General features: G+C 72.1%; 18 protein-coding genes and 1 pseudogene. 6 read left to right on the top strand and 13 right to left on the bottom strand.

What is annotated here, in order from left to right:
- Positions 1 to 373 precede the first annotated feature (373 nt).
- On the bottom strand, positions 374 to 1,381 hold the full coding sequence (locus ACWD68_RS31285) for a stage II sporulation protein M (RefSeq protein ID WP_451809817.1): 1,008 nt from the start codon (positions 1,379 to 1,381) through the stop codon (positions 374 to 376).
- Positions 1,382 to 1,500: 119 nt separating this feature from the next.
- Between ACWD68_RS31285 and ACWD68_RS31280 the strand changes: the two genes are divergently transcribed.
- A complete protein-coding gene (locus ACWD68_RS31280) occupies positions 1,501 to 2,631 on the top strand; it encodes an RDD family protein (RefSeq protein ID WP_451809816.1) in 1,131 nt (376 codons plus the stop codon).
- 61 nt (positions 2,632 to 2,692) lie between these two features.
- Here the strand turns inward: ACWD68_RS31280 and ACWD68_RS31275 are convergent, their stop codons facing one another.
- The 9 genes and pseudogenes from ACWD68_RS31275 to ACWD68_RS31235 all read right to left on the bottom strand — a co-directional run bounded on the left by ACWD68_RS31275 (position 2,693) and on the right by ACWD68_RS31235 (position 11,904).
- Positions 2,693 to 3,343, bottom strand: a complete 651-nt coding sequence (locus ACWD68_RS31275) for a hypothetical protein (RefSeq protein WP_451809815.1) — start codon at positions 3,341 to 3,343, stop codon at positions 2,693 to 2,695.
- Between the two features lie 100 nt (positions 3,344 to 3,443).
- Positions 3,444 to 4,901, bottom strand: coding sequence for an adenosylhomocysteinase (ahcY, locus tag ACWD68_RS31270; RefSeq protein WP_451809814.1), 1,458 nt, complete (start codon positions 4,899 to 4,901; stop codon positions 3,444 to 3,446).
- Between the two features lie 467 nt (positions 4,902 to 5,368).
- Complete coding sequence (locus tag ACWD68_RS31265; RefSeq protein ID WP_451809813.1) at positions 5,369 to 6,349, bottom strand: cation diffusion facilitator family transporter; 981 nt, start codon at positions 6,347 to 6,349, stop codon at positions 5,369 to 5,371.
- 141 nt (positions 6,350 to 6,490) lie between these two features.
- Positions 6,491 to 7,642 carry a mannose-6-phosphate isomerase, class I gene (gene manA / locus ACWD68_RS31260; protein WP_451809822.1) on the bottom strand — a complete coding sequence of 384 codons (1,152 nt, stop codon included), beginning with the start codon at positions 7,640 to 7,642 and terminating at the stop codon, positions 6,491 to 6,493.
- 131 nt (positions 7,643 to 7,773) lie between these two features.
- Positions 7,774 to 8,901: an SIS domain-containing protein gene (locus tag ACWD68_RS31255; RefSeq protein WP_451809812.1), complete on the bottom strand. Its 1,128-nt coding sequence runs from the start codon at positions 8,899 to 8,901 to the stop codon at positions 7,774 to 7,776.
- Positions 8,902 to 9,201: 300 nt separating this feature from the next.
- Positions 9,202 to 9,372 carry a Trm112 family protein gene (locus ACWD68_RS31250; protein WP_451809811.1) on the bottom strand — a complete coding sequence of 57 codons (171 nt, stop codon included), beginning with the start codon at positions 9,370 to 9,372 and terminating at the stop codon, positions 9,202 to 9,204.
- A 186-nt stretch (positions 9,373 to 9,558) separates the two neighbouring features.
- Positions 9,559 to 10,920: a phosphomannomutase/phosphoglucomutase gene (locus ACWD68_RS31245; RefSeq protein ID WP_451809810.1), complete on the bottom strand. Its 1,362-nt coding sequence runs from the start codon at positions 10,918 to 10,920 to the stop codon at positions 9,559 to 9,561.
- A 170-nt stretch (positions 10,921 to 11,090) separates the two neighbouring features.
- Positions 11,091 to 11,426: pseudogene (locus ACWD68_RS31240) on the bottom strand (L-lactate permease); the annotation flags it as partial.
- A 100-nt stretch (positions 11,427 to 11,526) separates the two neighbouring features.
- Positions 11,527 to 11,904: a DUF3499 domain-containing protein gene (locus tag ACWD68_RS31235; protein WP_451809809.1), complete on the bottom strand. Its 378-nt coding sequence runs from the start codon at positions 11,902 to 11,904 to the stop codon at positions 11,527 to 11,529.
- Between the two features lie 361 nt (positions 11,905 to 12,265).
- Between ACWD68_RS31235 and ACWD68_RS31230 the strand changes: the two genes are divergently transcribed.
- A complete protein-coding gene (locus ACWD68_RS31230; protein ID WP_451809808.1) occupies positions 12,266 to 12,715 on the top strand; it encodes a metallopeptidase family protein in 450 nt (149 codons plus the stop codon).
- Positions 12,716 to 12,767: 52 nt separating this feature from the next.
- On the opposite strand, the gene ACWD68_RS31225 is transcribed toward ACWD68_RS31230, so the two are convergent.
- The 3 genes from ACWD68_RS31225 to ACWD68_RS31215 all read right to left on the bottom strand — a co-directional run bounded on the left by ACWD68_RS31225 (position 12,768) and on the right by ACWD68_RS31215 (position 18,457).
- A complete protein-coding gene (locus ACWD68_RS31225; RefSeq protein WP_451809807.1) occupies positions 12,768 to 14,267 on the bottom strand; it encodes a DUF5719 family protein in 1,500 nt (499 codons plus the stop codon).
- Positions 14,264 to 17,962, bottom strand: a complete 3,699-nt coding sequence (locus ACWD68_RS31220; RefSeq protein ID WP_451809806.1) for a glycosyltransferase — start codon at positions 17,960 to 17,962, stop codon at positions 14,264 to 14,266. Before ACWD68_RS31220 ends, ACWD68_RS31225 begins: the two co-directional genes overlap by 4 nt.
- 231 nt (positions 17,963 to 18,193) lie before the next feature.
- On the bottom strand, positions 18,194 to 18,457 hold the full coding sequence (locus tag ACWD68_RS31215) for a WhiB family transcriptional regulator (protein ID WP_003975777.1): 264 nt from the start codon (positions 18,455 to 18,457) through the stop codon (positions 18,194 to 18,196).
- A gap of 730 nt (positions 18,458 to 19,187) precedes the next feature.
- On the opposite strand from ACWD68_RS31215, the gene ACWD68_RS31210 reads away from it, so the two are divergent.
- The 4 genes from ACWD68_RS31210 to ACWD68_RS31195 all read left to right on the top strand — a co-directional run bounded on the left by ACWD68_RS31210 (position 19,188) and on the right by ACWD68_RS31195 (position 23,261).
- Positions 19,188 to 19,676, top strand: coding sequence for a cysteine dioxygenase (locus ACWD68_RS31210; protein ID WP_451809805.1), 489 nt, complete (start codon positions 19,188 to 19,190; stop codon positions 19,674 to 19,676).
- 88 nt (positions 19,677 to 19,764) lie between these two features.
- Positions 19,765 to 20,748 carry a 2-phospho-L-lactate transferase gene (gene cofD, locus ACWD68_RS31205; RefSeq protein ID WP_451809804.1) on the top strand — a complete coding sequence of 328 codons (984 nt, stop codon included), beginning with the start codon at positions 19,765 to 19,767 and terminating at the stop codon, positions 20,746 to 20,748.
- A 5-nt stretch (positions 20,749 to 20,753) separates the two neighbouring features.
- A complete protein-coding gene (locus tag ACWD68_RS31200) occupies positions 20,754 to 22,097 on the top strand; it encodes a coenzyme F420-0:L-glutamate ligase (protein ID WP_451809821.1) in 1,344 nt (447 codons plus the stop codon).
- A 138-nt stretch (positions 22,098 to 22,235) separates the two neighbouring features.
- A complete protein-coding gene (locus ACWD68_RS31195; RefSeq protein ID WP_451809803.1) occupies positions 22,236 to 23,261 on the top strand; it encodes a DNA-3-methyladenine glycosylase family protein in 1,026 nt (341 codons plus the stop codon).
- Positions 23,262 to 23,631 lie beyond the last annotated feature (370 nt).

The raw sequence follows: 23,631 nt of genomic DNA, 5'->3' as shown, positions 1-23,631 counted from the left end.
TCCGATTTCCTCGGTGCTTTCCAGGTTCCCGCTTCCGCGTTTCCCTTTCCGGCGAGTCCGACTCTATCAGATCCTTTCGGGCCTGATTTCCTCGGCGCTTTCCAGGTTTGCGCTTTCGCACTTTCCTTTCCGGCGACTCCGACTTTATCAGAATGTCTGAGCCGGATTGACCGGCGACCATTTCTGAATCATCAGGAGGGGCTTCTGCTGAATCGACGTATCGATTGCTTTGAGAAGCGAGCAGACTCTAACTGCCGCCGCCGGATGTGTCCAGCTCTAGGCAACTGTTCAAATCTACCTCCCCGCTCGACCCATGTCAATGGGTCCTGTGGGGCAAAGAGGAGACTAGCAGGTCAGCGGGTGCGCACGCACATCAGGCGGCCGTCGGGAGAGTGGCGCTGCGCTCCCATGCCGCGACGTCACCGGTCTCGCCGGAGCGTGCCGCCCGACCTCCAAGGACATAGACGTAGAGAAGAAAGGCCAGTTCAGCCGCGATTCCGATGCCGATTCGGGCCCATGTGGGCAGACCCGACGGCGTCACGAAGCCCTCGATGGCACCGGAGACGAAGAGGATCAGGGCCAGGCCTATCGCCATACCCAGCGCGGCGCGGCCCTCTTCCGCGAGGGCGGTGCGACGGGATCGCGGGCCCGGGTCGATCACGGTCCAGCCCAGTCGCAGTCCCGTGCCCGCGGCGACGAAGACGGCGGTCAGTTCCAGCAGACCGTGCGGGAGGACGAGCCCCAGGAAGGTGTCCAGGCGGCCGGCCGATGACATCAGGCCGATACCGACGCCCAGGTTCAGCATGTTCTGGAAGAGGATCCAGAGGACCGGGATGCCAAGGAAGACGCCCAGGACCAGGCACATCGCCGCTGCCTGGGCGTTGTTCGTCCACACCTGGGCGGCGAAGGAGGCCGCGGGGTGGCTGGAGTAGTAGGTCTCGTACTCGCCACCGGGCCGCGTGAGGTCACGCAGTTCGCTGGGGGCGGCGATCGAGGCCTGGACTTCGGGATGTGTGCCGATCCACCACCCGAGGAGGGCCGCTATCGCCGTGGACAGGAGCGCTGTGGGCACCCACCAGTGGCGGGAGCGGTAGACCGCTGCCGGGAAACCGTGCGTCAGGAAGCGGGTGACATCGCGCCAGGAGGCTCGGCGGGTGCCTGTCACCGCACTGCGCGCGCGTGCCACGAGCTGGCTGAGGCGCCCCGTGAGCTGGGGGTCCGGCGCGCTGGACTGGATCAGCGAGAGATGGGTGGCGGTGCGCTGGTACAGCGTGACGAGTTCGTCGGCCTCGGCTCCGGTGAGGCGGCGCTGGCGGCGCAGCAGGGCGTCGAGTCTGTCCCACTCGGCTCGGTGGGCGGAGACGAAGACATCGAGGTCCATCGGTTTGCCTGCTCCTCGGCTGCTCGTCTTGGATGTCAGCTTGTCTTACTGCGGCGCGATGTGCCCTCAGCTTGGCAGACTGGCGGTTCTCGGGGCAGGTCAGGGGAAGGACGGCACGCGTGAGTGAGCTAGTGACGGGCGAGGCGGTGGCGCTGGAGCTGCGCCCCGCGAAACTGCCGAGCCGGGCGCTGGCCGTGTTGCTCGATCTGGCCGTGGCGGTGGTGGTCTACATCGTCGTGACCATCGGTCTGGTCGCGTCGACCGCCGCCCTGGACGAGGCGGCTCAGATCGCCGTGTCGATCGCGAGTTTCCTCCTTGTGCTGGTCGGGGGGCCGATAGCCGTCGAGACGCTCAGCCACGGCCGGTCCTTGGGGAAGCTGGCCTGCGGGCTGCGGGTGGTGCGGGACGACGGCGGGCCGATCCGGTTCCGGCACGCGCTGGTGCGCGGAGCCGTGGGGGTGGTCGAGATTCTGATGACGTTCGGAATCGTCGCCTGCATCGCCTCGCTGGTGTCGGAGCGCGGACGGCGGCTCGGTGACGTCTTCGCGGGGACCCTTGTCGTACGGGAACGGATACCGGTGGGACGCATGCCGTACGTCCCTCCACCGCCGCCCTGGCTGGCGGGGCGGTTCGCGGAGCTCGATCTGTCCGCCGTTCCGGACGGGCTCTGGCTGGCCATTCGCCAGTACCTGACGCGGATGCAGCAGCTGGATCCGCAGGTCGGTGGGGCGATGGCGGAACGACTCGCCGTGGATCTTGCCGCTCGTACCGGAGTTCCGGCGCCGCAGGGGGTGCCGGCGGGCGCGTATCTGGCGGCCGTGGTGCAGGAGCGGCAGACCCGGGAGGCCCGTCGGGCGTTCGGGAGCGCGCCGGCCGGATTCGCGGCCCCGGGACCCGGTGGCTATCCCGCCCAACCGGGTTATCCGATCCAGCCGGGTCATCCGATCCAACCCGGCTATCACGGCTATCCCGCCCAGCCGGGCGGCCCCGTCGGCCAGCCCGGCCGACCAGGTGTCCCCGCCGGCTATCCCTTCCAGCCGGGACCCGGCGCCCCCGCCGGACATCCAGGCCCCGCCGGGTATCCGAGCCCCACCGGCTATCCGACCGGGCCGGGCCCCGCCGGGTATCCGGTCACGGCTCAACAGCCGGCGGCCCCACAGCCCTCGCCGCCCATGGCCGGTCCTGCCGGTCCGGTCGAGCAGGGCGACCAGGCTGAGCGCCCGACGACCGGCTTCGCCCCACCCGCGTAGCCGCGTTCACCGCCAGCTCCGCATCCCCGCGTCCCTGGCCCCCCGGAGTGCGAACCCGCCGTCAGGGAAACACCGACGGCGGTGATTCGAGGTGCTCCAGTTCCATGCCGGGGGCCGCGAGCACCACGTCTCCCGCGATGTGCACGGCGTGCTGCTCCCCCGTGTCCAGTGCTGTGACCCGGTATTCGTCCACGGTCAGCGGACCGTTGTCAGTGGCGTGTGTTTCGCTTGCGATCAAGGCCCAGGACTGGTCGAGGGTGCGCGGAGCGAGGACCGGGTCGGTGAAGGCGACGAGGCGTACGCGGGTCGCCGGGGCGTCCGCGGAAGGGGTGAGGCGAAGGAGACGGGCGGTGGCGACGAGAAACGCGGGGGACGTGCCGGTGAAGGCATGGGCGGGCACATTGCCCTCCGTGGCCTCGGTGCCGGCGGGGTCGGTGCGGACCCAGGTCACGCCGTCGAGGGCGGCGGCGCGCACCTGCCAGTTGGCGGCGTGCAGTTCGAGACGGATCGGGCGGCCGAGTTCGTCGAGGGTGAGGTCGACGGAGCCGGTGACCGTGCCCTGCCGGGAGGCACTGTCGGGCTCTGTACCGGAGGGGGTGGTGAGTTGGGAGACATAGCGCCAGCCGGAAGGGCCGGGCGCGCAGTGGAAGTGCTCTTCGGCGAGGGGGGTGTGGTCGTGCGGGTCATGGAGCGAATAGCGGCCGCGGGGCATGGGCGTTCAGGTCCTCATCGGGGACAGGCCCCCGCCGGGACGGCGAGGGCCTGCTGACATCCGGACGCCGAGCGGTGGTACCGCTGCTCGGCGGGCGTGCTCAGTAGCGGTAGTGGTCCGACTTGTACGGGCCCTCGACCTCGACACCGATGTACGCGGCCTGCTCGGGGCGGAGCGTCGTGAGCTTCACGCCGAGCGCGTCGAGGTGGAGACGGGCGACCTTCTCGTCCAGGTGCTTGGGCAGCACGTAGACGTCGGTCGGGTACTCCTCGGGCTTGGTGAACAGCTCGATCTGGGCCAGGGTCTGGTCCGCGAACGAGTTGGACATCACGAAGGACGGGTGGCCGGTCGCGTTGCCCAGGTTCAGCAGGCGGCCCTCGGACAGCACGATGAGGACCTTGCCGTCGGGGAACTTCCAGGTGTGGACCTGGGGCTTGACCTCGTCCTTGACGATGCCGGGGATCTTGGCGAGGCCGGCCATGTCGATCTCGTTGTCGAAGTGACCGATGTTCCCGACGATCGCCTGGTGCTTCATCTTGGCCATGTCCGAGGCCATGATGATGTCCTTGTTGCCCGTCGTGGTGACGAAGATGTCGGCCTTGTCGATGACCTCGTCGAGGGTCGTGACCTGGTAGCCGTCCATCGCCGCCTGCAGGGCGCAGATCGGGTCGATCTCGGTGATGATCACGCGGGCGCCCTGACCGCGCAGGGACTCCGCGCAGCCCTTGCCCACGTCGCCGTAGCCGCAGACGACGACGGTCTTGCCGCCGATCAGGGTGTCGGTGGCGCGGTTGATGCCGTCGATCAGGGAGTGGCGGCAGCCGTACTTGTTGTCGAACTTCGACTTGGTGACGGCGTCGTTCACGTTGATCGCCGGGAACAGCAGGGTGCCGTCGCGGTACATCTCGTACAGGCGGTGAACGCCGGTCGTGGTCTCCTCGGTCACGCCGCGGATCTCCGAGGCGAGCTGGGTCCACTTCTGCGAGCCGTCCGTGATGGTGCGGTGCAGGAGCTCGAGGACGACGCGGTGCTCGTCGGACTCGGCGGTGTCGACCGAGGGGACCTTGCCGTCCTTCTCGTACTCGACGCCGTTGTGGACGAGCATGGTGGCGTCACCACCGTCGTCCAGGATCATGTTCGGGCCGCCGGTGGGGGTGTTCGGCCAGGTCAGCGCCTGCTCCGTGCACCACCAGTACTCCTCCAGGGTCTCGCCCTTCCAGGCGAAGACCGGGACGCCCTGCGGGTTCTCGGGCGTGCCGTTCGGGCCGACCGCGATGGCGGCGGCGGCGTGGTCCTGGGTGGAGAAGATGTTGCAGGAGGCCCAGCGGACCTCGGCGCCGAGGGCGACCAGGGTCTCGATGAGGACGGCGGTCTGCACCGTCATGTGCAGGGAGCCGGTGACGCGGGCGCCCGCGAGGGGCTGCGCCTCGGCGTACTCCTTGCGGATCGACATCAGGCCGGGCATCTCGTGCTCGGCGAGGGTGATCTCCTTGCGGCCGAAGGCGGCCAGGGAGAGGTCGGCGACCTTGAAGTCCTGTCGGTTGTCGACAGTCGTCATACGAGCTGCTCCTCGGAATCGGGGCGAGGTGGGTAGGGCTGTTCTGCGCGGCGGTGGGTACGAACGCATGCCCGACGGGGCACGGACGTGCCCCGGCAGGGCACAGCAGTGCCCGGTGCGCGCAGCGCAGTCCGTCGGAGGCCCTCTCTCCCTCGGCCGGTCCGCGGTGGGACCGCCCGACCGCCATCAGCAGCGACGTCTGGCTCACCGACCAAGCTACACCGGTGGGCCCGTCCCTCCCCAGTCCGCCTCTGGACGGAGCGGGGTCCGGCGGCCCGGCACCGGGCCGTTCACGGGGTGGGCGGTGCCCGTGATGCCTCCGGGGCCGTACTGCGGACCGGGTCGGGCGAGTTGGCCGGCGGAGCTGAACAGCGGAACCGATCGGCAGGGCTGAACGGCGGAGATGAACGCCGTCGGGGCCCGCCTGAGATCTCAGGCGGGCCCCGACGGCGTACGAGCGGGTGGTGTCAGTGATCGGCCGGCGACTGCGACGGTCCGCCGGGAGTCGCCTCGCGGTCCGCGCCCTTGGCCGCCTCCGTCTCGCTGTAGATGTCCGGCTCCAGGTAGATGACCCGGGCGATCGGGACCGCGGTGCGGATGCGGGACTCGGCGGCGTCGATCGCGGAGGCCACCTGGGCGGCCGTGTCGTCGTGCTTGACGGCGATCTTCGCCGCGACCAGGAGCTCCTCCGGGCCGAGGTGGAGCGTGCGCATGTGGATGATGCCGGTGACGGTGGCGCCGTCGACGACCGCCGCCTCGATCTTCTCCGTGTCCTCGGGGCCCGCCGACTCGCCCAGCAGGAGGGACTTGGTCTCGGCGGCGAGGACCAGCGCGATCAGGATGAGCAGGACACCGATGCAGACCGTGCCGATGCCGTCCCAGACGCCATTGCCGGTGAGCAGGGCCAGACCGACGCCGGCGAGCGCGAGGACCAGACCGATGAGGGCGCCGAAGTCCTCCAGGAGGACGACGGGCAGCTCGGGGGCCTTGGCGCGGCGGATGAACTGGGACCAGGAGTGCGAGCCGCGCAGCTGGTTGGATTCCAGGATGGCCGTACGGAAGGAGAAGCTCTCGGCGATGATCGCGAACACCAGCACGCCCACCGGCCAGTACCAGTGCTCGATCTCGTGCGGGTGCTTGATCTTCTCGAAGCCCTCGTAGACGGCGAACATGCCGCCGACGGAGAACAGGACGATCGAGACGAGGAAGGCGTAGATGTAGCGCTCGCGGCCGTAGCCGAACGGATGCTGCGGGGTCGCCGCGCGCTGCGCCTTCTTTCCGCCGACCAGGAGCAGCGCCTGGTTGCCGGAGTCTGCGAGCGAGTGAACGCCCTCGGCGAGCATCGAGGAGGAGCCGCTGAACGCGAACGCCACGAACTTCGATACCGCGATCGCGAGGTTGGCGCCGAGTGCCGCCACGATCGCCTTGGTGCCGCCTGAAGCGCTCATCTGCTCCTGCTGTCCCTTCGTACGCCGTCCGGACCTCGTTCGTACCCTGGTACCCCGGTCCGGGCTTTGCCCGCCCTTTGCGGTGCGCCATTCTTGCAGCCCGGTCCGTCAGCGGCGCCTCAGGCCAGCGCAGTCGCCCCGTCAGGCCACCACTGTCGCACGGAAGATCGTGCCGGAACCGGACAGTTCGGCCTTTTCGCCGGCCGGTACGAAGACCGATCCGCCGGGGGTCAGGTCGATGCCGTCGGCGCGCACGGAACCCGAGGTGCAGAGCAGGATCTGCGGGGTCTCGCGGGTGAGGTCGTGCGGGTCGGCGCCCTCGGCGACGACATACCGGGAGAGGCGGAACTCGTCGATGGGGGTCGCGTAGACCTCCTCGCCGTCGGGGGACGCCTCGGGGCGCAGGACGCCGGGGTCGCCCGCCTCGAAGCGGACCACGCGCAGGAGTTCGGGGACGTCGACGTGCTTGGGGGTCAGACCGCAGCGCAGGACGTTGTCGCTGTTGGCCATGATCTCGACGCCGAGGCCGTTCAGGTACGCGTGCGGGATGCCCGCGCCGAGGAACAGGGCCTCGCCGGGCTGCAGCCGGACGTAGTTGAGGAGCATCGCGGCGATGACGCCGGGGTCGCCCGGGTAGTGGTGGGCGAGGTCGGCGTACGGGGCGTAGGCGCCGCCGAGGCGGGCGCAGGCGGCCGTGGTCTCGGTGACCGTACGGGCCATGTCGTCGGGGTCGGCGCTCAGGACCGCCGTCAGGACCTCGCGCAGCGCCGCCTCCTCCGGATGGGCGCGCAGCAGGTCGACGTACGGCTTGAGGGAGTCGACGTCGAGGGCCTCGAGAAGTGCGGCGGCCTCCTCGGGGGCGCGGAAGCCGCACAGGCCGTCGAACTCGGTGAGAGCGCAGATCAGTTCGGGCTTGTGGTTGGCGTCCTTGTAGTTGCGGTGCGGGGCGTCGATCGGGACACCGCGGCGCTCCTCGTCCTCGTAACCCTCCCGTGCCTGTTCGAGGTCTGGGTGCACCTGGAGGGAGAGGGGGGCGCCGGCGGCGAGGATCTTCAGGAGGAACGGCAGGCGGGGGCCGAACTTGGCGACGGCGGCGCGGCCGAGTTCCTTCGCCGGGTCCTCGGCGACGATCTCGCTGAGCGGACCGCGCTCGGTGCGCGAAGGTGCGCCCGGGTGGGCGCCCATCCACATCTCCGCCTGCGGCTCGCCGGTCGGCTCCAGGCCGAGCAGCCGCGGGATGGCGGTGGTCGAACCCCAGGCGTAGGGGCGGACGGTGTTGTCGAGGCGGTCCATGGCTGTCTTCTTCTCCATACGTGCGCTGCTCGGCCCGCTCCGTGCGGGCGCTGTTCGGGAGGCGTGGCGTCAGGGGCGCCGGTTGCGGGGTCCGGCGGCGACGGGCGCCTGCCGCGGGGTCCCGCCCAAGATCAGGCCCCGGAAGCGAGCGCCAGGTAAACGGCGGCGAAATCCGTGATGGCGATCAGCTCCGCGAGGGTTTCCAGTTCGCCGCCCTCCTCGGGTTCGAGCTCGCTGATCGCGGTGTCGTGGCCGAGGGCGAGTTCGCGGGCGGCGGGTGCGGCGCTGATCCCGCCGATCGGACGGTCACGGAGGAGCACCACGCGCGCGTGCAGCGCCTGTGCCTCCTCGACGCGGTCGCGGAAGAAGTCGTCGGGGTCCGCGCCGGCGGCGAGCGCGCCGGAGAGCAGCACGCTGTGCGAGGCGAGCGCCTCGGGGAGTTCGGCGGTGAGCGCGGGGCGGCCGGCGAGTTCGGCGAGCGCGGCGGTGAAGCGGCGGCCCGCCGGGCCCGCAGAGGTGCCCTCCGTCCAGATCACCGGGAGCGCCTCGGCCAGTTCGGCGGCGAGGGTCTTGGCCGGGTTGCTGTACGCCGCGATGGCGGGGCCGCAGCGCTCGGCGACGCGGTCGAGGCGGTCGGCGACCTTCTGCAGGGCCTCCGGCGGGGCCGAGACCAGGCCGGTGCGGTCGAGGAGGGCGAGCAGCGGGGTGAGCAGCGCCCAGAGCACGCCGGGGGCCGAGGCAGCCAGGGGCTCGTCCTGCTCGTACGGGGCGGTCGCCATCGGTACGAAGAGGCCGTGGCTGCCTTCCACCCACTCGGCGAGCGGGGAGCCGCCGGGGGCCACCGCGGCGACGGTGCTGCCGCGCCGGTAGGCCTGCTCGATCAGCAGCTCCAGGCCGGGTTCGCTGCCGTCGGGGGTGGCGATCAGCAGGAGGTCGACGGGGCCCGCCCAGCCGGGCAGTTCCCAGCGCAGGGCGCCTCCGGCGGGAGCGACGCCCGTGGGCGTGAGCCGGGTGAGGGGGCAGCTCGCTCCGGCGAGGGTGCCGAGCAGTTCGGCGACGCCGGTGGCGGCCATGCCGGGGCCGGCGATCAGGACGGCGCGCGGGCGGCCGTCCGGCTTCAGCTCGGAGATGCCGGCCTCGGTGGCGTGCCGGACCGCGGTGCGCACCCGGGCGCCGGCCTCGGCCGCGCCACGGAGCAGCGACCGCCGGTCGGCCCGGGCGAGCGCGTCGGGATCGTCGAGGAGCGATTCGTCGAGCATGGGGTCGGGAGCCTCCGGTCGCCGGGGCGGCGCTTGCGCGTGAGCCGCCGGGGTCGCTTGCACGGGGTCGCTCGCGGGAGCTGCCGAGCGGCGCTGGGTCGGACCGGGTGCCGGCCGGGGGTGCGCCGGTCGCCGATCGGTGCGGCGGCGCCGTCGTCCGTGCGGGCGGCGGCGCTGTCGCCTGTCGTCGGGTGTCGTCGTGCTTGCCGCGCCGTCAGCATGCCCGCGGGCGAGGACGGCGCCGCTGTCGCCTCGCGCGCGGCGGTCGCGGCGCCGTTGTCCGCGGGGCGGCCGCGTCGGTCACGCGGGGCGGCGGGCCTCGTCGACCAGAAGTACGGGGATACCGTCGCGGACCGGGTAGGCGAGGCCGCAGCCCGCTCCCGTGCAGATCAGCTCGGTCTCCTGCTCCTTGAGCGGGGCATGGCAGGCCGGGCAGGCGAGGATCTCCAGGAGGCCGGCTTCGAGCGGCATGGGGTGTCCTTCCGAAACGGTGGATGCGGCCTGGTCAGGGTACCGCTGCGGGAAGCCGGATGCCGGGGTGCGGCACTGGCTGGTGGAGGCGCGTGGGCGGGTGCGCGGGCCCTCTGCGGCCCGCGCCCCGTGTTCGTCCTCGCCGGCCGCCGGCAGCCGATCCCCGACGGTCCGGACGAGGAGCCCTCAGCCTCGGATGATCTCCAGTACCTCGTCCCGCACCTTCGTCATCGTCGCCTCGTCGCGGGCCTCCGCGTTGAGGCGGAGCAGGGGCTCGGTGTTGGAGGGGCGGACGTTGAACCACGCGTCCTCGGCGGTCACCGTCAGACCGTCGAGTTCGTCGATGGTGACGCCTTCGCGGCCCTCGTAGGCGGCCCTGACGGCGGCGAGGCGGGCCGCCTGGTCGTCGACGGTGGAGTTGATCTCGCCGGAGCCGACGTAGCGGTCGTACTCCGCGACGAGCCCGGAGAGCGGGCCGTCCTGACCGCCGAGGGCGGCGAGGACGTGGAGGGCGGCCAGCATGCCGGTGTCGGCGTTCCAGAAGTCGCGGAAGTAGTAGTGGGCGGAGTGCTCGCCGCCGAAGATCGCGCCGGAGCTCGCCATCTCGGCCTTGATGAAGGAGTGCCCGACGCGGGTGCGGACCGGGGTGCCGCCGTGCTCGCGGACGACCTCGGGGACCGACCAGGAGGTGATGAGGTTGTGGATGACCGTGCCGCCGCCGTGCTTGGCCAGCTCGCGGGCGGCGACCAGCGCCGTGATCGCGGACGGGGAGACCGGCTCGCCCCGCTCGTCGACGACGAAGCAGCGGTCGGCGTCACCGTCGAAGGCGATGCCGAGGTCGGCGCCCTCCTCGCGGACGCGCTTCTGGAGGTCCACGATGTTCGCCGGGTCGAGCGGGTTGGCCTCGTGGTTCGGGAAGGTGCCGTCCAGCTCGAAGTACATCGGGACGAGCTCGAGCGGCAGGCCGGAGAACGTGGTCGGGACGGTGTGTCCGCCCATGCCGTTGCCCGCGTCGACGACGACCTTCAGGGGGCGGATCGAGGTCAGGTCGACGAGGGAGCGGAGGTACGCCGCGTAGTCCTCCAACGTGTCCCGCCGCGTGATCGTTCCGGGCGTCGCGTCCGAGGCCGGGGCTCCGGAGTCGAGCCAGGACTCGGTGAGTTGGCGGATCTCCGTGAGGCCGGTGTCCTGGCCGACGGGGGCCGCGCCCGCCCGGCACATCTTGATGCCGTTGTACTGGGCCGGGTTGTGCGAGGCGGTGAACATGGCGCCCGGCAGGCCGAACGCGCCCGACGCGTAGTACAGCTGGTCCGTGGAGCACAGGCCGATCTCGGTCACGTCGACCCCGCGCGCCGCCGCACCGCGCGCGAAGGCGCGGGACAGTCCGGGCGACGACGGCCGCATGTCGTGCCCGATCACGATGGCGTCCGCTCCGGTCACCTGGACGAAGGCGGCGCCGAACAGCTCGGCCAGCGGCTCGTCCCACTGGTCCGGGACCACCCCGCGTACGTCGTACGCCTTCACGAGCTGCGACAGATCAGCAGTCACGGCCAACCCTCCAGAAGTCCACTTCGGTCACCCCAAACTACCCGTCCGCGGTGACAGCGAGCCGTGGCCGACCCGAGTGGAGCGCATCCGTGACCTGCGAACAGTCCTCGTCATCCGGGGGAAACCCGTCTGTCTCAAGGCGGCGGCGGAGCTGTTTCGGGGCGGCATCCAGCACCGGTCAGGACCGACGCCCGTACGGACTCGGAGGCGGGCACGCGCGCGGGTACGGCGACCAGGGCGGCGGCACCGGCCAAGGAGGCGCCGATGTCGGCGAGTTGCGCGGAGACGTGGTTCGATGCGGCGAACTGGGCGGCGGCGAAGGCCACTCCGGGGTCTGCCGGCGCGGTGTTGGCGTCATCCGGTACACCCACAGGGCGTTGACGACGATCCACGGGATGGGGAAGAGGCCGAACGCGGCGCCCTGAGCGGCGCTGGAGAGCGTCTGGGTCATCGGCATGCCGTACGGCGAGCCAGGCGCCCAGCGAGGCCGCCAGGAGGCCCGTCAGGTGGCGGAACGGAGTGCGGAGAGGAGAACGGAGTGCGGTCATGTGGAGCGGTGCCCAGTTGCGCGTGGAGCGGTGCTCGGTCGCGCGGCTGGAGCGGTGCTCAGTTGTCGGGCGAGCGCAGGATCCGCAGGTGGCCTCGGCGCGCGACCTCCATCGGGTCCACCGAGCGGGCGCTGCCGCCGCCGGCCTCCGCCGCGCGCCGCTGCGGGCGGGCCGCCTCGCGCACCGCGTTCGCCAGCGCCTCCAGATCGTCGCCGCTGGGGCGCGAGGGACCGGAGGAGTCGGCGAGCCGGACGACCTCCCAGCCACGCGGCGCGGTGAGGCGCTCGGAGTGCTCGGCGCACAGGTCGTAGCAGTGGGGTTCGGCGTAGGTGGCGAGCGGGCCGAGGACCGCGGTCGAGTCGGCGTAGACGTACGTCAGCGTCGCGACGGCGGGACGGCCGCAAGCGGTTCGCGAACAGCGACGTACAGGGCTCACGACGTTGGACGGTACCGCACTCTTGAGCGGGCCGCGACGACTCTCCCCAGGTCACCCCACCGTGTCGTGCTGTGAGACGCCCCACCCCGCTCTCCGGCCATCAGGCCCTGACCTGGGGCGAGATCACGGGTCGGAACCCCGAACAGACCTGAATACGATCACTACTTGGTACGAACCATGTCAATTGCCATGTCGAAGACGGTCTCGGAAGGATACGGAATCGAGCCCAAGCTTGGCCGGAATGGTCATCGGGCGACATCCGGAACGAATTCGGGACCGGGGCCCTCGGTCCGCCCGCCCCCCGGCGACGGCCGCGTGGGGCCGGGCGGCCGGGCCTGGTGGGGACTACTCTTCGTCAGTGATGGACAACCCCGTACCACCCCGCGCCGCAGCAGCCGGTCCCCGCCGTCGTGACCGCCATGGCAGGGGCATGCGCGGCCCCGTGGCGCCGCCCCAGGTACCGCTCGCGGCGAGCCGTTCCGAAGTGTTCGCGGATCTGGTGCAGGACTCCGTGGAGCGGCTGGAGCGACGCTGGCCACAGCTCGCGGACATCGACTTCATGGTCCTCGAGGTCCCCCGGCTGGAGGGTTCCGGCGAGGGGTGGAGCGACGAGGCGGTGCCCCTGGGCGGCACCGTCGCGGCGCGCGAGGGACATCCCGCGCGCGTGGTCGTCTACCGCCGCCCGGTCGAGATCCGCACCAAGGGCCGCGACGAGCGCGCCGCCCTGGTGCACGAGGTCGTCGTGGAACAGGTCGCGGAACTGCTGGGTCTGACACCGGAGACGGTGGATCCGCGGTACGGCGAGGACTGAGGGCTGACCGGGCCCCGGGCCCGGACCCTCCGGGCTGGTCACCGGTGCTGGATCACTGCTTGAGCAGCACCGAGAGGTCCTGTTCCGCTTCCGGCACCGCGACCGTTCCCCGGTCGTCCGGGAGGGTCTGGACGGTGAAGCCGGGAACGCCGTCCTGTGTCGACGCGAGCATCCGGGAGGCGTGGACCGGGCCTCCGGAGACCGGCTCGACGGTGAGGGCGTACGTGCCCTTGAGGCCGCTCGGGACGGGTGCCTCGACGTTCTGGGTGGTCCCGCCCTTGATGGTGAACGTCTTCGTCACGGCCGTACCGCCCTCGGAGCCCGCGGACGCGGTGACCTTGATCCTGGCTCCCTCGCCGGGGGCGGTCACGGCGAGCGTGGAGCCCTTGGCGCTGTTGTCGGCGGCCGTCGCGCGCGCGGAGACCGGGGCGGTGGCCGGAATGAACGCGGTCTCCTGCTTGTCGCCCTTGCCGCGCACGACCCGCAGGGCCGCGACGACCGGCACGGACGAGCCGGTGGGTGTGAGCACCAGGGAGCCCGCTTCACCGCGGGTGACGTCCCCGAGGTCGAGGGCGGAGGTCATGCCGGCCTTCACGTGCAGCGTCTCGCTCCCTGCCGGGGTGATCAGCCCGGTGGGCGAGGCGAGGCGCACCTTCAGGTCGGCGTCCGTGTCGCCGGGCGCGAAGGCGACCAGGCGCACGGAGGTCGCGTCCTTGGGGATGCCCGGCAGGACGAGGGTCCCGGCGGGGTCGGTGGAGGCGGCCAGCCAGTCGCCGCCGATCTTGTCGTCCAGTGCCTGCACGGCGGCTCCGACGCGACCGCTGCGGACCGTCACGTGCACGGTCAGGTTGGTCTGCGGATCGCCGGTCAGCGTGCTCAGCAGGATCGGCTCGGTGGCGTGCGGCTGGACCGTGATCCCGTCGGCCACCGAGGACTTGAGCTTGCCGTCCTTGCCGTACAGATCGATGTCGACGACGGCCGCGGAGTCGTCGGGGTTGGTCAGGTGCACATAGTCGCTGCGGTCTTCGGCGGTGCTGGCACCCGGGAACCAGAACTCGGTGTCGGGGGCGGTGCAGTTGGTGCCGAGCAGGCCGCGCCCGGTGCCCACGGCAACGTCCGTGGTCTCCTGAACCGTCCAGCCGGGCGCGAACTTTCCCTCGGCGGTGCCGACGAGAGCGGGTGTCTGCGCACCCGAGGTGTCGCCGGTCGCGGGCTTGCCGGGCTCCTTGGGACGGACGACGGGCTTGGCGGTCTTGCCGCCGCTCTTCTTGCCGTCGGTGCTGCCGTCCGACTCCTCGGTGGCGGCCCGGAGTTCGGCCTTGCCGCTGCCGCCGGCGCCCTCCGCGACGGGCGTGAACGACGTGTACGTGGTGTCGGCGATGTCGGAGGTGCTCGGCTGCGGGCAGAGCAGGCTGGTGCGCTCCACGGGCAGCCGCGCGGCCGTCCTGGCCGTGTCGTCGCCGGAGGCGTCCGCCGTCTTGAGGGTCGCGAATCCGGTGACGGCGGCGAGCGCGGTCGCGCCGGCGATCAGGGACAGGGTGGTGCGGTTCACTGCTGGCTCCCGTCGGGGCGCTCACTGTCGGTGCCGTGCGGGGGCTGCGTGGGGTCGTACGCCGGGTCGTAGCCCTGGTCGCCCGTTTCGTAGCCCTGGCCCTGGGCGTCGAAGGCCTGGCCGTTCGCGTCGTAGCCCTGGCCGTACGTCTGGTCGTACGCCGCCGTGCCTCCGTAGGCGTACGGGTCGTACTGGCCGCCCTGGTAGGGGTCCGCCTGGTACGGCTGCTCGTAGGTGCCCGCCGGGTACTGCTGCCGGCCCTCGTACTGCTCGTCGCCGTACGTGCCGTACTCGGCGCCCGCGTAGCTCGGGGTGTCCCATTCGCCGTACGCCTGCTGCTGGGGGACGGCGGCGGCCGGGAACTCCTCGTCCCCGGGCGACTCGCCGTCGAACTCCTCGGCCGACTGCTCGGCCTCGGCCTCCGCCTCGGCCTGAGCGCGCAGACGGCGGGCGCGGCGGCCGTCGCCCGTGACGTCCTGGGCGGGCGCGGCCTCCTCCTCGGGGAGGTCGTCGTCCACGTCCCGGCGCCGCCCGGGCAGGGCGAGCACCACGAGGACGAGGGCGAGTCCGCCCTGGGCCCACAGCCACGCGGTGTGGCTCAGCGGGGCGTCGAAGGTGATGTCCAGCCTGCCGCCGCCGGAGGGCAGTTCGAAGCCCTGGGCCCAGCCGTCGACCGTGGTGCGGGTGAGCGGCTTGCCGTCGAGGGTCGCCGTCCATCCCGCGTCGGCGCTGTCGGCGAGGCGCAGGACGCGGCCGTCGGCTCCGGTGGGGACGGTGGTGTGCACCTCGACCGGCCCGGCGGCGATGGACTCCGGGGCACCGGAGGCGGGGACGATGGCGGCGCGCGAGACCTGCTGGTCGACGCGCCACAAGGCGCTGCCGTCCTGCTGGCTCAGCCGGGTCAGGCCCGGGGTGGCGTCCAGGACACGGCTCACCTCGCGGGGCGCGCCCTTGCGGACCAGGACGTACCGCACGGCGAAGCCGCCGAGTTCGTCGGCCTGGTCGGCGCCGGAGCCCGCCACGAGGTTGGCGACGACCTTGTCGAGCTTCTTGTTCTCGCCGCTGGCCGAAGCGAGTTCGGCGTCGCCGAGACGGGCGCCTGAACCGCGGACGAGGACGTAGCCGACCCTGGCGGCCGAGCGGCTGTCGAGGACGAGGGTGCGGGCCTGGTCGCGGCTGCCGCTCTCCTCGGCGACGAACGCGGGCACCTGTACCGGGTCGCGGCGTTCCACGGGTCCGTCGGCGCCGCGGATGATCCACCCGGCGGCGACGAGCAGCGGGCCGGCGGCGCAGGCGAAGGCGATGAGCGCGGCCACCGGCTGACGCCAGCCGAAGCTCTGCTCGGCCACACGCGCGCGTGCCCCGTCGGCGCCGACGGCCGCGGCGGCCAGCAGCGCGAGGCCGTAGACGAGGGTCGCGGGCCCGGCCCAGGTGGAGCTGTTGGACAGGACGGCGAAGACGAGTGCCACGAGGGCGACGGCCCAGGCGGTCCAGATCCCCGCCTGGCGCTCGGTGCGCATCAGGGCGGCCAGCGCGGCGAGCACGACGCCGAAGAGCATCAACCCGCTGACGGTTCCCGGGCCGCCGGGGCTGGCGCCGAGCAGGTCGAGCGCGGAGGCCGCGCCGCCGCCGTACTCCAGACCGGCTTCCTTGAAGAAACCGAACGGCAGCAGGGTCAGGGACCAGGGGGCGAGGACCAGCAGCGGGGTGCCGAGCTGGGCCAGGAAGCGCAGCCCGTAGGCGGGGATCTCCCTGCGGCGCACCGCGAGGAGTGCGATGCCGAGGACCAGCGCGATGGGCCACACGATCGGCGTGAACGCCGTGGTGAACGTCAGCAGCAGTGCGTACGCCCAGGTCGCGCGCCAGCTGCCGCGCGACCGGGAGGCGTGCGCGAGACCGCTCGCCGCGATGCCCGCGCGCGCGATGAGCGGCAGCAGGATCGCGAGGACGGCGGTACCGATGCGGCCGCCCGCGAGCGCGCCGGTGGCGGCGGGCAGGAAGGCGTACGCGACGGAGGCCCAGGCACGGAGCAGGCGCGACTCGACGAGGGGGCGCGAGGCGAAGTACGCGGCGAAGCCGGCCAGCGGCACGGATCCCACGAGGAGCACGGTGACCGCGAGCCCTGTGGAGCCGAGCAGCGCGGAGGCCAGCAGCGCGACCAGCGCGAAGTAGGGCGGTGCGGACTGGGTGTCGCCCGCGCCGACCGGATGCCAGCCGTCGAGGTAGCGCGCCCACAGCTCGGAGGCGTCGACGGGCGCGGGAAGCAGCGCGCCGCCCGCGAGGGCTCCGCCGCCGAGCAGTTCGCGGCAGGCGAGGAGCGAGACGAACAGGAGCACCAGGAAGAGCATCGGGCCGGGGTTGCGCGCGATGCGCTTGAGCCGGACGAACTGCTCGACCTGCAGGAATTCGGCGTCGTCGCCGCCCGGTCCGGACTCGACGGCGCCGCCGTGCCGTCCGGCGCCCGTGGTGAGCTCGGCGTCGGAGCGGCTCACCAGATTGCCGGCGACCTGCTCGACGGTGGCCCGTACGGTGGCGCCCGGCGGCGGGAACAGCGCCCGCAGCTCGCCCTTGTCGACCTGCGGACGGCCGCGCCTGCGCCGCCCGGCGATGATCCGCTCGGGGCGCAGCAGGGTGCCGAGCAGGCCGCGGATCTCGTCGACGGCCTGTCCGGGGACCTTGCCCACGAGGTAGGCGACGGTACGCACCAGGGTGCCGAGCACGAGCCGGATCAGGATCCAGGGCAGCTGCGCGGTTCGGGCGTTGACGAGGAGGGTGTAGACGGCGCCCGCCTTGTCGACCTTGTGCGGGGACGCGGAGGTGCGGCCCACGCAGTCGACGGTGCGGCGCTCGCGGGAGGCGGCCTCGGCGTGCCGTACGACGGCTTCCGGGGCGACGAGGACACGGTGGCCGGCGGCCTGGGCGCGCCAGCACAGGTCGACGTCGTCACGCATCAGGGGCAGTCGGCGGTCGAAGCCGCCGAGTTCCTCGAAGACGTCGCGCCGGATCAGCATCCCGGCGGTGGACACGGACAGCACGGGGTGGACGTGGTCGTGCTGGCCCTGGTCCTGCTCGCGGCGGTCCAGGCCGGTCCAGCGGCGGCCCGAGTTGGCGATGGTCACGCCGACTTCGAGGAGCTGCCTGCGGTCGTACCAGCCGCGGAGCTTGGGGCCGACGACGGCGACCTCGTGGCCGAGCTCGTGCTCGTTCTCCACGACCCGCAGGAGCTGGGCCAGCGCGTCGGGCTCCGGGGCACTGTCGTCGTGCAGCAGCCAGAGCCACTGCTCGGGCTCACCGTGCGGGAGGTCCGGCAGGTCGTACGCGTCGTCGCGCCAGCTGCGGGTGACGGGGTCCCAGCCGCTCGGGCGCTTGAGGTAGGGCAGGTCGTCCGGGGTCAGCACACCGGCGGTGCGGGACACCTCCTCGACGGCCTGGCCGAAGCCGGTGCGCCGTGCCAGGTGCAGCACGCGGTCGGCGCCGAGCGCATCGGTGAGCAGTTGGGCGGAGTCGTCCGCGCTGCCGGTGTCGGCCGCCACCGCGTTCTGCACGGGGCGTTCCTGGCCGAGCAGCCCGGCGAGCGCCTCGGGCAGCCAGCGGGCGCCGTCGTGGGAGACGAGCACCGCGGTCACCACGTGGCGCGGGAACTCAGGAGCGGCAGCGGCGTCGTGACGGGCTGCCGAATGGCTGTGCACGGACATCGAGGTACGGGCCCCGGTTCGATGGACTGCGGTGGACGTCTGTGTCCGGCGGGGACAGCGGGACGTCTCGGACGAGGGCCCACACTAACGGCTGGGCAAGACGGCGGCCCGCCGCCTGTGGATAACCCACGTGCGACGGGCCGTTCGTTACGTAAGTGTGTGTGCCGTTTGTTCGGCGGCACCCACGTGTGTGGACGACTGTTCCGCGTCCGTTCTTCCGTACGACCGATTTCAGACAGCGGCCTTCTTCAGACGACGCCGCTCCCGCTCGGACAGACCGCCCCAGATGCCGAACCGCTCGTCGTTGGCGAGCGCGTATTCGAGGCACTCGGAGCGGACCTCACAGGCGAGGCAGACCTTCTTGGCCTCGCGGGTGGAGCCGCCCTTCTCGGGAAAGAAGGACTCGGGGTCGGTCTGGGCGCACAGCGCGCGCTCCTGCCAGCCGAGTTCCTCGTCCGCGTCGTCGACCAGCAGTTGCTGCACCAGCTCGGTCATGTGCGCCCCTCGTCGTCTTTCGCGTCCCCGTGATGCTGCCGTTCCCGATTTCGGCTGAACGACACGAGTGAAATTACAAGTGTGCCGATCCGGGCCAGTCAAGCCGAGATCTGCTATTGGGCCCCTTATTCACTCTGCGGAACCAAGGCTTTGCGGAAAGTGTTCAAATCGGCATAAACCCTGACAGCCCAAGAGGTCCAGGTCAGACGCCCGCCCCCTCGCAGGGGAGGACGTCCAGGAGTTCGATCTCGTTCCGACGCGAGCTCCGAAGCGAATCTGATCACATTTGGATCACGGGGCCGCGGCGAGGTTTGTTCACCCGGTTGTGCGCCATGTGTCCGGGGAGGCTCCTGAACAAACCTTTCGCCTGCCAGATGAACCGGATGAGGTGAAACATCTCCCACATAACGGACATGAAGTTGACAGTCGAGGTATGAACCGGTGTCCTTGTGGGCATGCTCGTGAACTTGGTACTCGCCTCGACCCGCACCGCCGGGTCCCGCGGTGCTGCCCACGTTCGCTGTAGCTGTTGTTGCTGTTCCAGCTGTTGAGCCTCACCACGCTCCGGCTGCCTCGCCGCCACTGAGGCGAATCCCGTCCCGCACCGGGACGACCGCCCGCACCAGGGCTCCTCTCCCCGCCCGTGACCCGGACGGAATCCCCGCTCGTGACCCGGGCGGAAATGGCCAGCGACACCCCAGCACTCTCCCGCCGAGGAACCACCGCATCCATGAACAGCAACAGCGACCTCCAGATCGCCGGCGACATCCTCGAAGTACCGCACCTGCTCCAGCCGCCGCGCGAACACCCCGCCACCGTGGCCGAGTTCGTCGGCCTGGCGCGCTCCATCGCCGCCGACCGCTCCCAGTGGGAGCACCTCGTCCGATACGACGCCACCTCGCGCTGGTACCACCGGCTGCGCACGGGGCCCGGCTACGAGGTGTGGCTCCTGTCCTGGGTGCCCGGGCAGGGCAGCGGGCTGCACGACCACGGCGGCTCCTCCGGCGTACTGACCGTCCTCGACGGCGCGCTGACCGAACGCACCGAGCGCGGTACACGCGCCCTGGGCTCCGGCGCGGAGCGTGTGTTCGCGCCCGGCTACGTCCACGAGGTCGTCAACGACTCGCTCGAAGCGGCCGTCAGCCTGCACGTCTACTACCCGGGTCTCACCGAGATGCCGATGCACGCGGCGCGTTGCGCGGTGGCCGAAACCGTGTGACACGTTTCCGCCGGACCGCGGGCCCGCCGTCGCCTAGGTCCCGTGACCGGCTGACGCGTTGTCGCACCCGCCTGCGAGACTGAACCCCATGCGCATTGTGGTTCTGGCAGGCGGTATCGGTGGTGCACGGTTCCTGCGTGGTCTCCAGCGGGCCGTGCCGGACGCGGACATCACGGTCATCGGCAACACCGGCGACGACATCCACCTCTTCGGGCTGAAGGTCTGCCCGGACCTCGACACGGTGATGTACACGCTCGGCGGCGGTATCAACGAGGAGCAGGGCTGGGGGCGGACCGACGAGACCTTCCGGCTGAAGGAGGAGCTCGCGGCCTACGGCGTCGGACCCGAGTGGTTCGGACTCGGCGACCGAGACTTCGCGACGCACATCGTGCGGACGCAGATGCTGGGCGCGGGCTATCCGCTCAGCGCCGTCACCGAGGCCCTGTGCGACCGGTGGAAGCCGGGCGTGCGTCTCATCCCCATGTCCGACGACCGCGTCGAGACCCATGTCGCCGTCACTCTGCCGGACGGCGACCCGGCCGGGGCCGCGGGCGAGCGCAAGGCGATCCACTTCCAGGAGTACTGGGTGCGCCTGCGGGCCTCCGTGCCCGCCGAGGCGATCGTGCCGGTCGGCGCCGAGCAGGCGAAGCCCGCTCCCGGGGTGCTCGAGGCCATCGCCGAGGCGGACGTCATCCTCTTCCCGCCGTCCAACCCCGTCGTCTCCGTCGGCACCATCCTCGCCGTGCCCGGCATCCGGGAGGCCATCGCCGAGGCGGGCGTGCCCGTCGTCGGCCTCTCCCCCATCGTCGGCGACGCCCCGGTGCGCGGCATGGCCGACAAGGTGCTCGCCGCGGTGGGGGTCGAGTCCACCGCCGCCGCGGTCGCCGAGCACTACGGCTCGGGTCTCCTGGACGGCTGGCTCGTCGACACGGTGGACGCCCCGACCGTGGAACGCGTCGAGGCGGCCGGCATCCGGTGCCGGGCCGTACCGCTGATGATGTCCGACCTCGACGCCACGGCGCAGATGGCGCGTGAGGCGCTGACCCTGGCGGAGGAGGTACGGACACCGTGAACACCGTGGACGCCGCGACGCCCTCCGACGGGGCGCGCCCGGAACGGCACGCAGGCGCGGGCTACCGGGTCCGGGCGCTGGACGGGCTGCCCGAGGTCCGCCCGGGAGACGACCTGGCGAAGCTCATCGCCGCGGCCGAGCCCGGACTCGTCGACGGGGACGTACTCCTCGTCACCTCCAAGATCGTGTCGAAGTCGGAGGGCCGGATCGTCGAGGCCGCCGACCGCGAGGCCGCCATCGACGCCGAGACCGTGCGGGTCGTGGCACGGCGCGGCCCACTGCGCATCGTCGAGAACCGGCAGGGTCTGGTGATGGCCGCCGCCGGGGTCGACGCTTCCAACACCCCTGCCGGGACCGTGCTGTTGCTGCCCGAGGACCCCGACGCCTCCGCGCGCGCGATCCGCGAGGGACTGCGGGACACCCTCGGGGTCGACGTCGGTGTCGTGATCACGGACACGTTCGGACGGCCCTGGCGCACCGGGCTCACCGATGTCGCCATCGGTGCCGCGGGCGTCCATGTGCTGGACGATCTGCGCGGCGGCACCGACGCGCACGGCAATCCGCTCGGCGCGACCGTCGTCGCCACGGCCGACGAGCTCGCCGCCGCCGGCGACCTGGTCAAGGGCAAGGCCTCCGGGCTGCCCGTCGCCGTCGTGCGCGGGCTCGCTCACCTGGTGACCGAGGGCGACGGCGACGGGGCGCGGGCGATGGTGCGCGACGCGCGCGACGACATGTTCCGGCTGGGCACCTCGGAGGCCGTACGGGAGGCGGTGACCCAGCGGCGTACCGTACGGGCCTTCACCGATGAGCCCGTCGACCCCGGTGCCGTACGCCGTGCGGTCGCCGCGGCGGTGACCGCTCCGGCGCCGCACCACACCACGCCCTGGCGGTTCGCGCTCCTGGAGTCGGAGGAGTCGCGGACCCGGCTGCTCGACGCCATGCGGGACGCGTGGATCGCGGATCTGCGGGGCGACGGGAAGAGCGAGGAGTCCATCGCCAAGCGGGTCCGCCGGGGTGACGTGCTGCGCAGGGCGCCGTATCTGGTGGTGCCGTGCCTGGTGATGGACGGGTCGCACAGCTACGGCGACGCACGGCGGGACGGCGCCGAGCGCGAGATGTTCGTGGTCGCCACCGGAGCGGGCGTGCAGAACTTCCTGGTCGCACTGGCCGGGGAGCGGCTCGGGTCCGCGTGGGTGTCGTCGACGATGTTCTGCCGTGATGTCGTGCGCGCGGTGCTGGAGCTGCCGGAGGGCTGGGACCCGATGGGGGCCGTGGCCGTCGGGCACGCGGCGGAGGAGCCCAGAGCGCGGCCGGAGCGGGACGCCGCCGCTTTCATCGAGGTGCGCTGACCGGCCCAGGGCGCCGCTCCCCTCGGTTCGGAGCGGCGTGGCGCGTCCCGGGGCGGTCGGCCGGGTCGTTCGACGCCTTCGGCGTGGGCGGAGCGCCTACTCTCGTAGGGCACCCCGAGTACCTCTAGGACCTCATTCGTGGCTGGACGTTTCGCTCCCCGGCCGACGCGTACGACCGTGCGCGGCGGACATGTCGTGGTGCCCGGAGGGACGCCCGGCGGCGTTCCGGGCGGAGTGCCCCGTCAGACGGCCGAGCCCGGCCGCGCCCGTGCCTGGACGCCCGAAGGCCCCCTCGATCTGGGGCTCGTCCTCGGGCCGCTGCGGCGGGGACCGGGTGATCCGACGTTCAGGACGACACCCGACGGCTCCGTGTGGCGGACCAGCCGTACGCCCGCCGGGCCCGGGACACTTCGGGTCGCGCTGCGCGGCGGGGTGGTCCGGGGCGAGGCCTGGGGGCCGGGAGCCGAGTGGCTGCTCGACCGGCTCCCCGAACTGCTCGGCGCCGCGGACGATCCCGACGCCTTCGAACCACGGCACCGGCTCGTCGCGCTCGCCCGGCACCGGCGGCCCGGCCTGCGGCTGCTGCGGACCGGACTGGTGATGGAGTCGCTGATTCCGTCCGTCCTCGAGCAGAAGGTCACCACCGACGAGGCGTACCGCGCGTGGCGGTTGCTCGTCCGGAAGTTCGGGGAGCCCGCGCCGGGGCCCGCGCCCGAGCGGATGTACGTCATGCCGGCGCCGCGGACGTGGGTCCTGATCCCGTCCTGGGAATGGCACCGGGCCGGGGTCGACAACAAGCGGGCCTCCACGATTCTGCGGGCCGTACGGGTCGCCGCGCGGCTGGAGGAGGCCGTGGGGCTCGATCCCGTGCGGGCGCAGGAGCGGCTGGAGCTGGTGTCCGGGATCGGGCCGTGGACGTCTGCGGAAGTCGTGCAGCGCAGTCATGGCGCGGCGGATTCCGTGACCGTGGGGGATCTTCATCTGCCGGGGATCGTCGGGTACGCGCTGGCGGGGGACCGGGACGCGGACGACTTCGCCATGCTGGAGCTGCTGGAGCCCTATGCCGGGCAGCGGCATCGGGCCGCCCGGCTGATCCTGCTGGCCGGGCGTACGCCGCCGCGGCGTACGCCGAAGATGCCTCGCGGCGACATCGGGCGGCTCTAGGCGGCCTGGCTGCCGCCGTCTCCGTCGGCTCTACCCCGCTCCGGCTTCCGGCTTCCGGCTTCCGGCTTCCGGCTTCCGGGCCATGTTCCGCCCGGCTCCCGGCGGGTGTGGCTTGCGTGCGCAGGTGCCCGCGGCCCGCGTCCTCCTCCGCCCCGGCAGGTTTTCGCCCCCTCCGCCCCTGCCCGTCCCGTACCTGGGGCTCCGCCCCAGACCCCGCTCCTCAAACGCCGGAGGGGCTGAATTGCCCCGCAGCCGAAAGACGTGCCCGGGAGGCGCTGAAGCTTTCCCCGGAGGGGCTGAAGCTTTCCCCGGAGGGGCTGAAGCTGCCCCTCCGCCGAAAGACGTGCCCGGGAGGCGCTGAGGCCTTCCC

This window comes from Streptomyces sp. NPDC005141 (assembly GCF_053599975.1).
The sequence above is the reverse complement of the archived record's forward strand: the minus strand, read 5'-3'. Positions and strand labels throughout refer to the sequence as shown.

Bases quoted from the DNA above. Each gene is read 5' to 3' on its own strand.
- ACWD68_RS31285 (WP_451809817.1), bottom strand. From the start codon at position 1,381: ATGGACCTCGATGTCTTCGTCTCCGCCCACCGAGCCGAGTGGGACAGA.
- ACWD68_RS31275 (WP_451809815.1), bottom strand. From the start codon at position 3,343: ATGCCCCGCGGCCGCTATTCGCTCCATGACCCGCACGACCACACCCCC.
- ahcY (WP_451809814.1), bottom strand. From the start codon at position 4,901: ATGACGACTGTCGACAACCGACAGGACTTCAAGGTCGCCGACCTCTCC.
- ACWD68_RS31265 (WP_451809813.1), bottom strand. From the start codon at position 6,349: ATGAGCGCTTCAGGCGGCACCAAGGCGATCGTGGCGGCACTCGGCGCC.
- manA (WP_451809822.1), bottom strand. From the start codon at position 7,642: ATGGACCGCCTCGACAACACCGTCCGCCCCTACGCCTGGGGTTCGACC.
- ACWD68_RS31255 (WP_451809812.1), bottom strand. From the start codon at position 8,901: ATGCTCGACGAATCGCTCCTCGACGATCCCGACGCGCTCGCCCGGGCC.
- ACWD68_RS31250 (WP_451809811.1), bottom strand. From the start codon at position 9,372: ATGCCGCTCGAAGCCGGCCTCCTGGAGATCCTCGCCTGCCCGGCCTGC.
- ACWD68_RS31230 (WP_451809808.1), top strand. From the start codon at position 12,266: ATGGACAACCCCGTACCACCCCGCGCCGCAGCAGCCGGTCCCCGCCGT.
- ACWD68_RS31220 (WP_451809806.1), bottom strand. From the start codon at position 17,962: ATGTCCGTGCACAGCCATTCGGCAGCCCGTCACGACGCCGCTGCCGCT.
- ACWD68_RS31215 (WP_003975777.1), bottom strand. From the start codon at position 18,457: ATGACCGAGCTGGTGCAGCAACTGCTGGTCGACGACGCGGACGAGGAA.
- ACWD68_RS31210 (WP_451809805.1), top strand. From the start codon at position 19,188: ATGAACAGCAACAGCGACCTCCAGATCGCCGGCGACATCCTCGAAGTA.
- cofD (WP_451809804.1), top strand. From the start codon at position 19,765: ATGCGCATTGTGGTTCTGGCAGGCGGTATCGGTGGTGCACGGTTCCTG.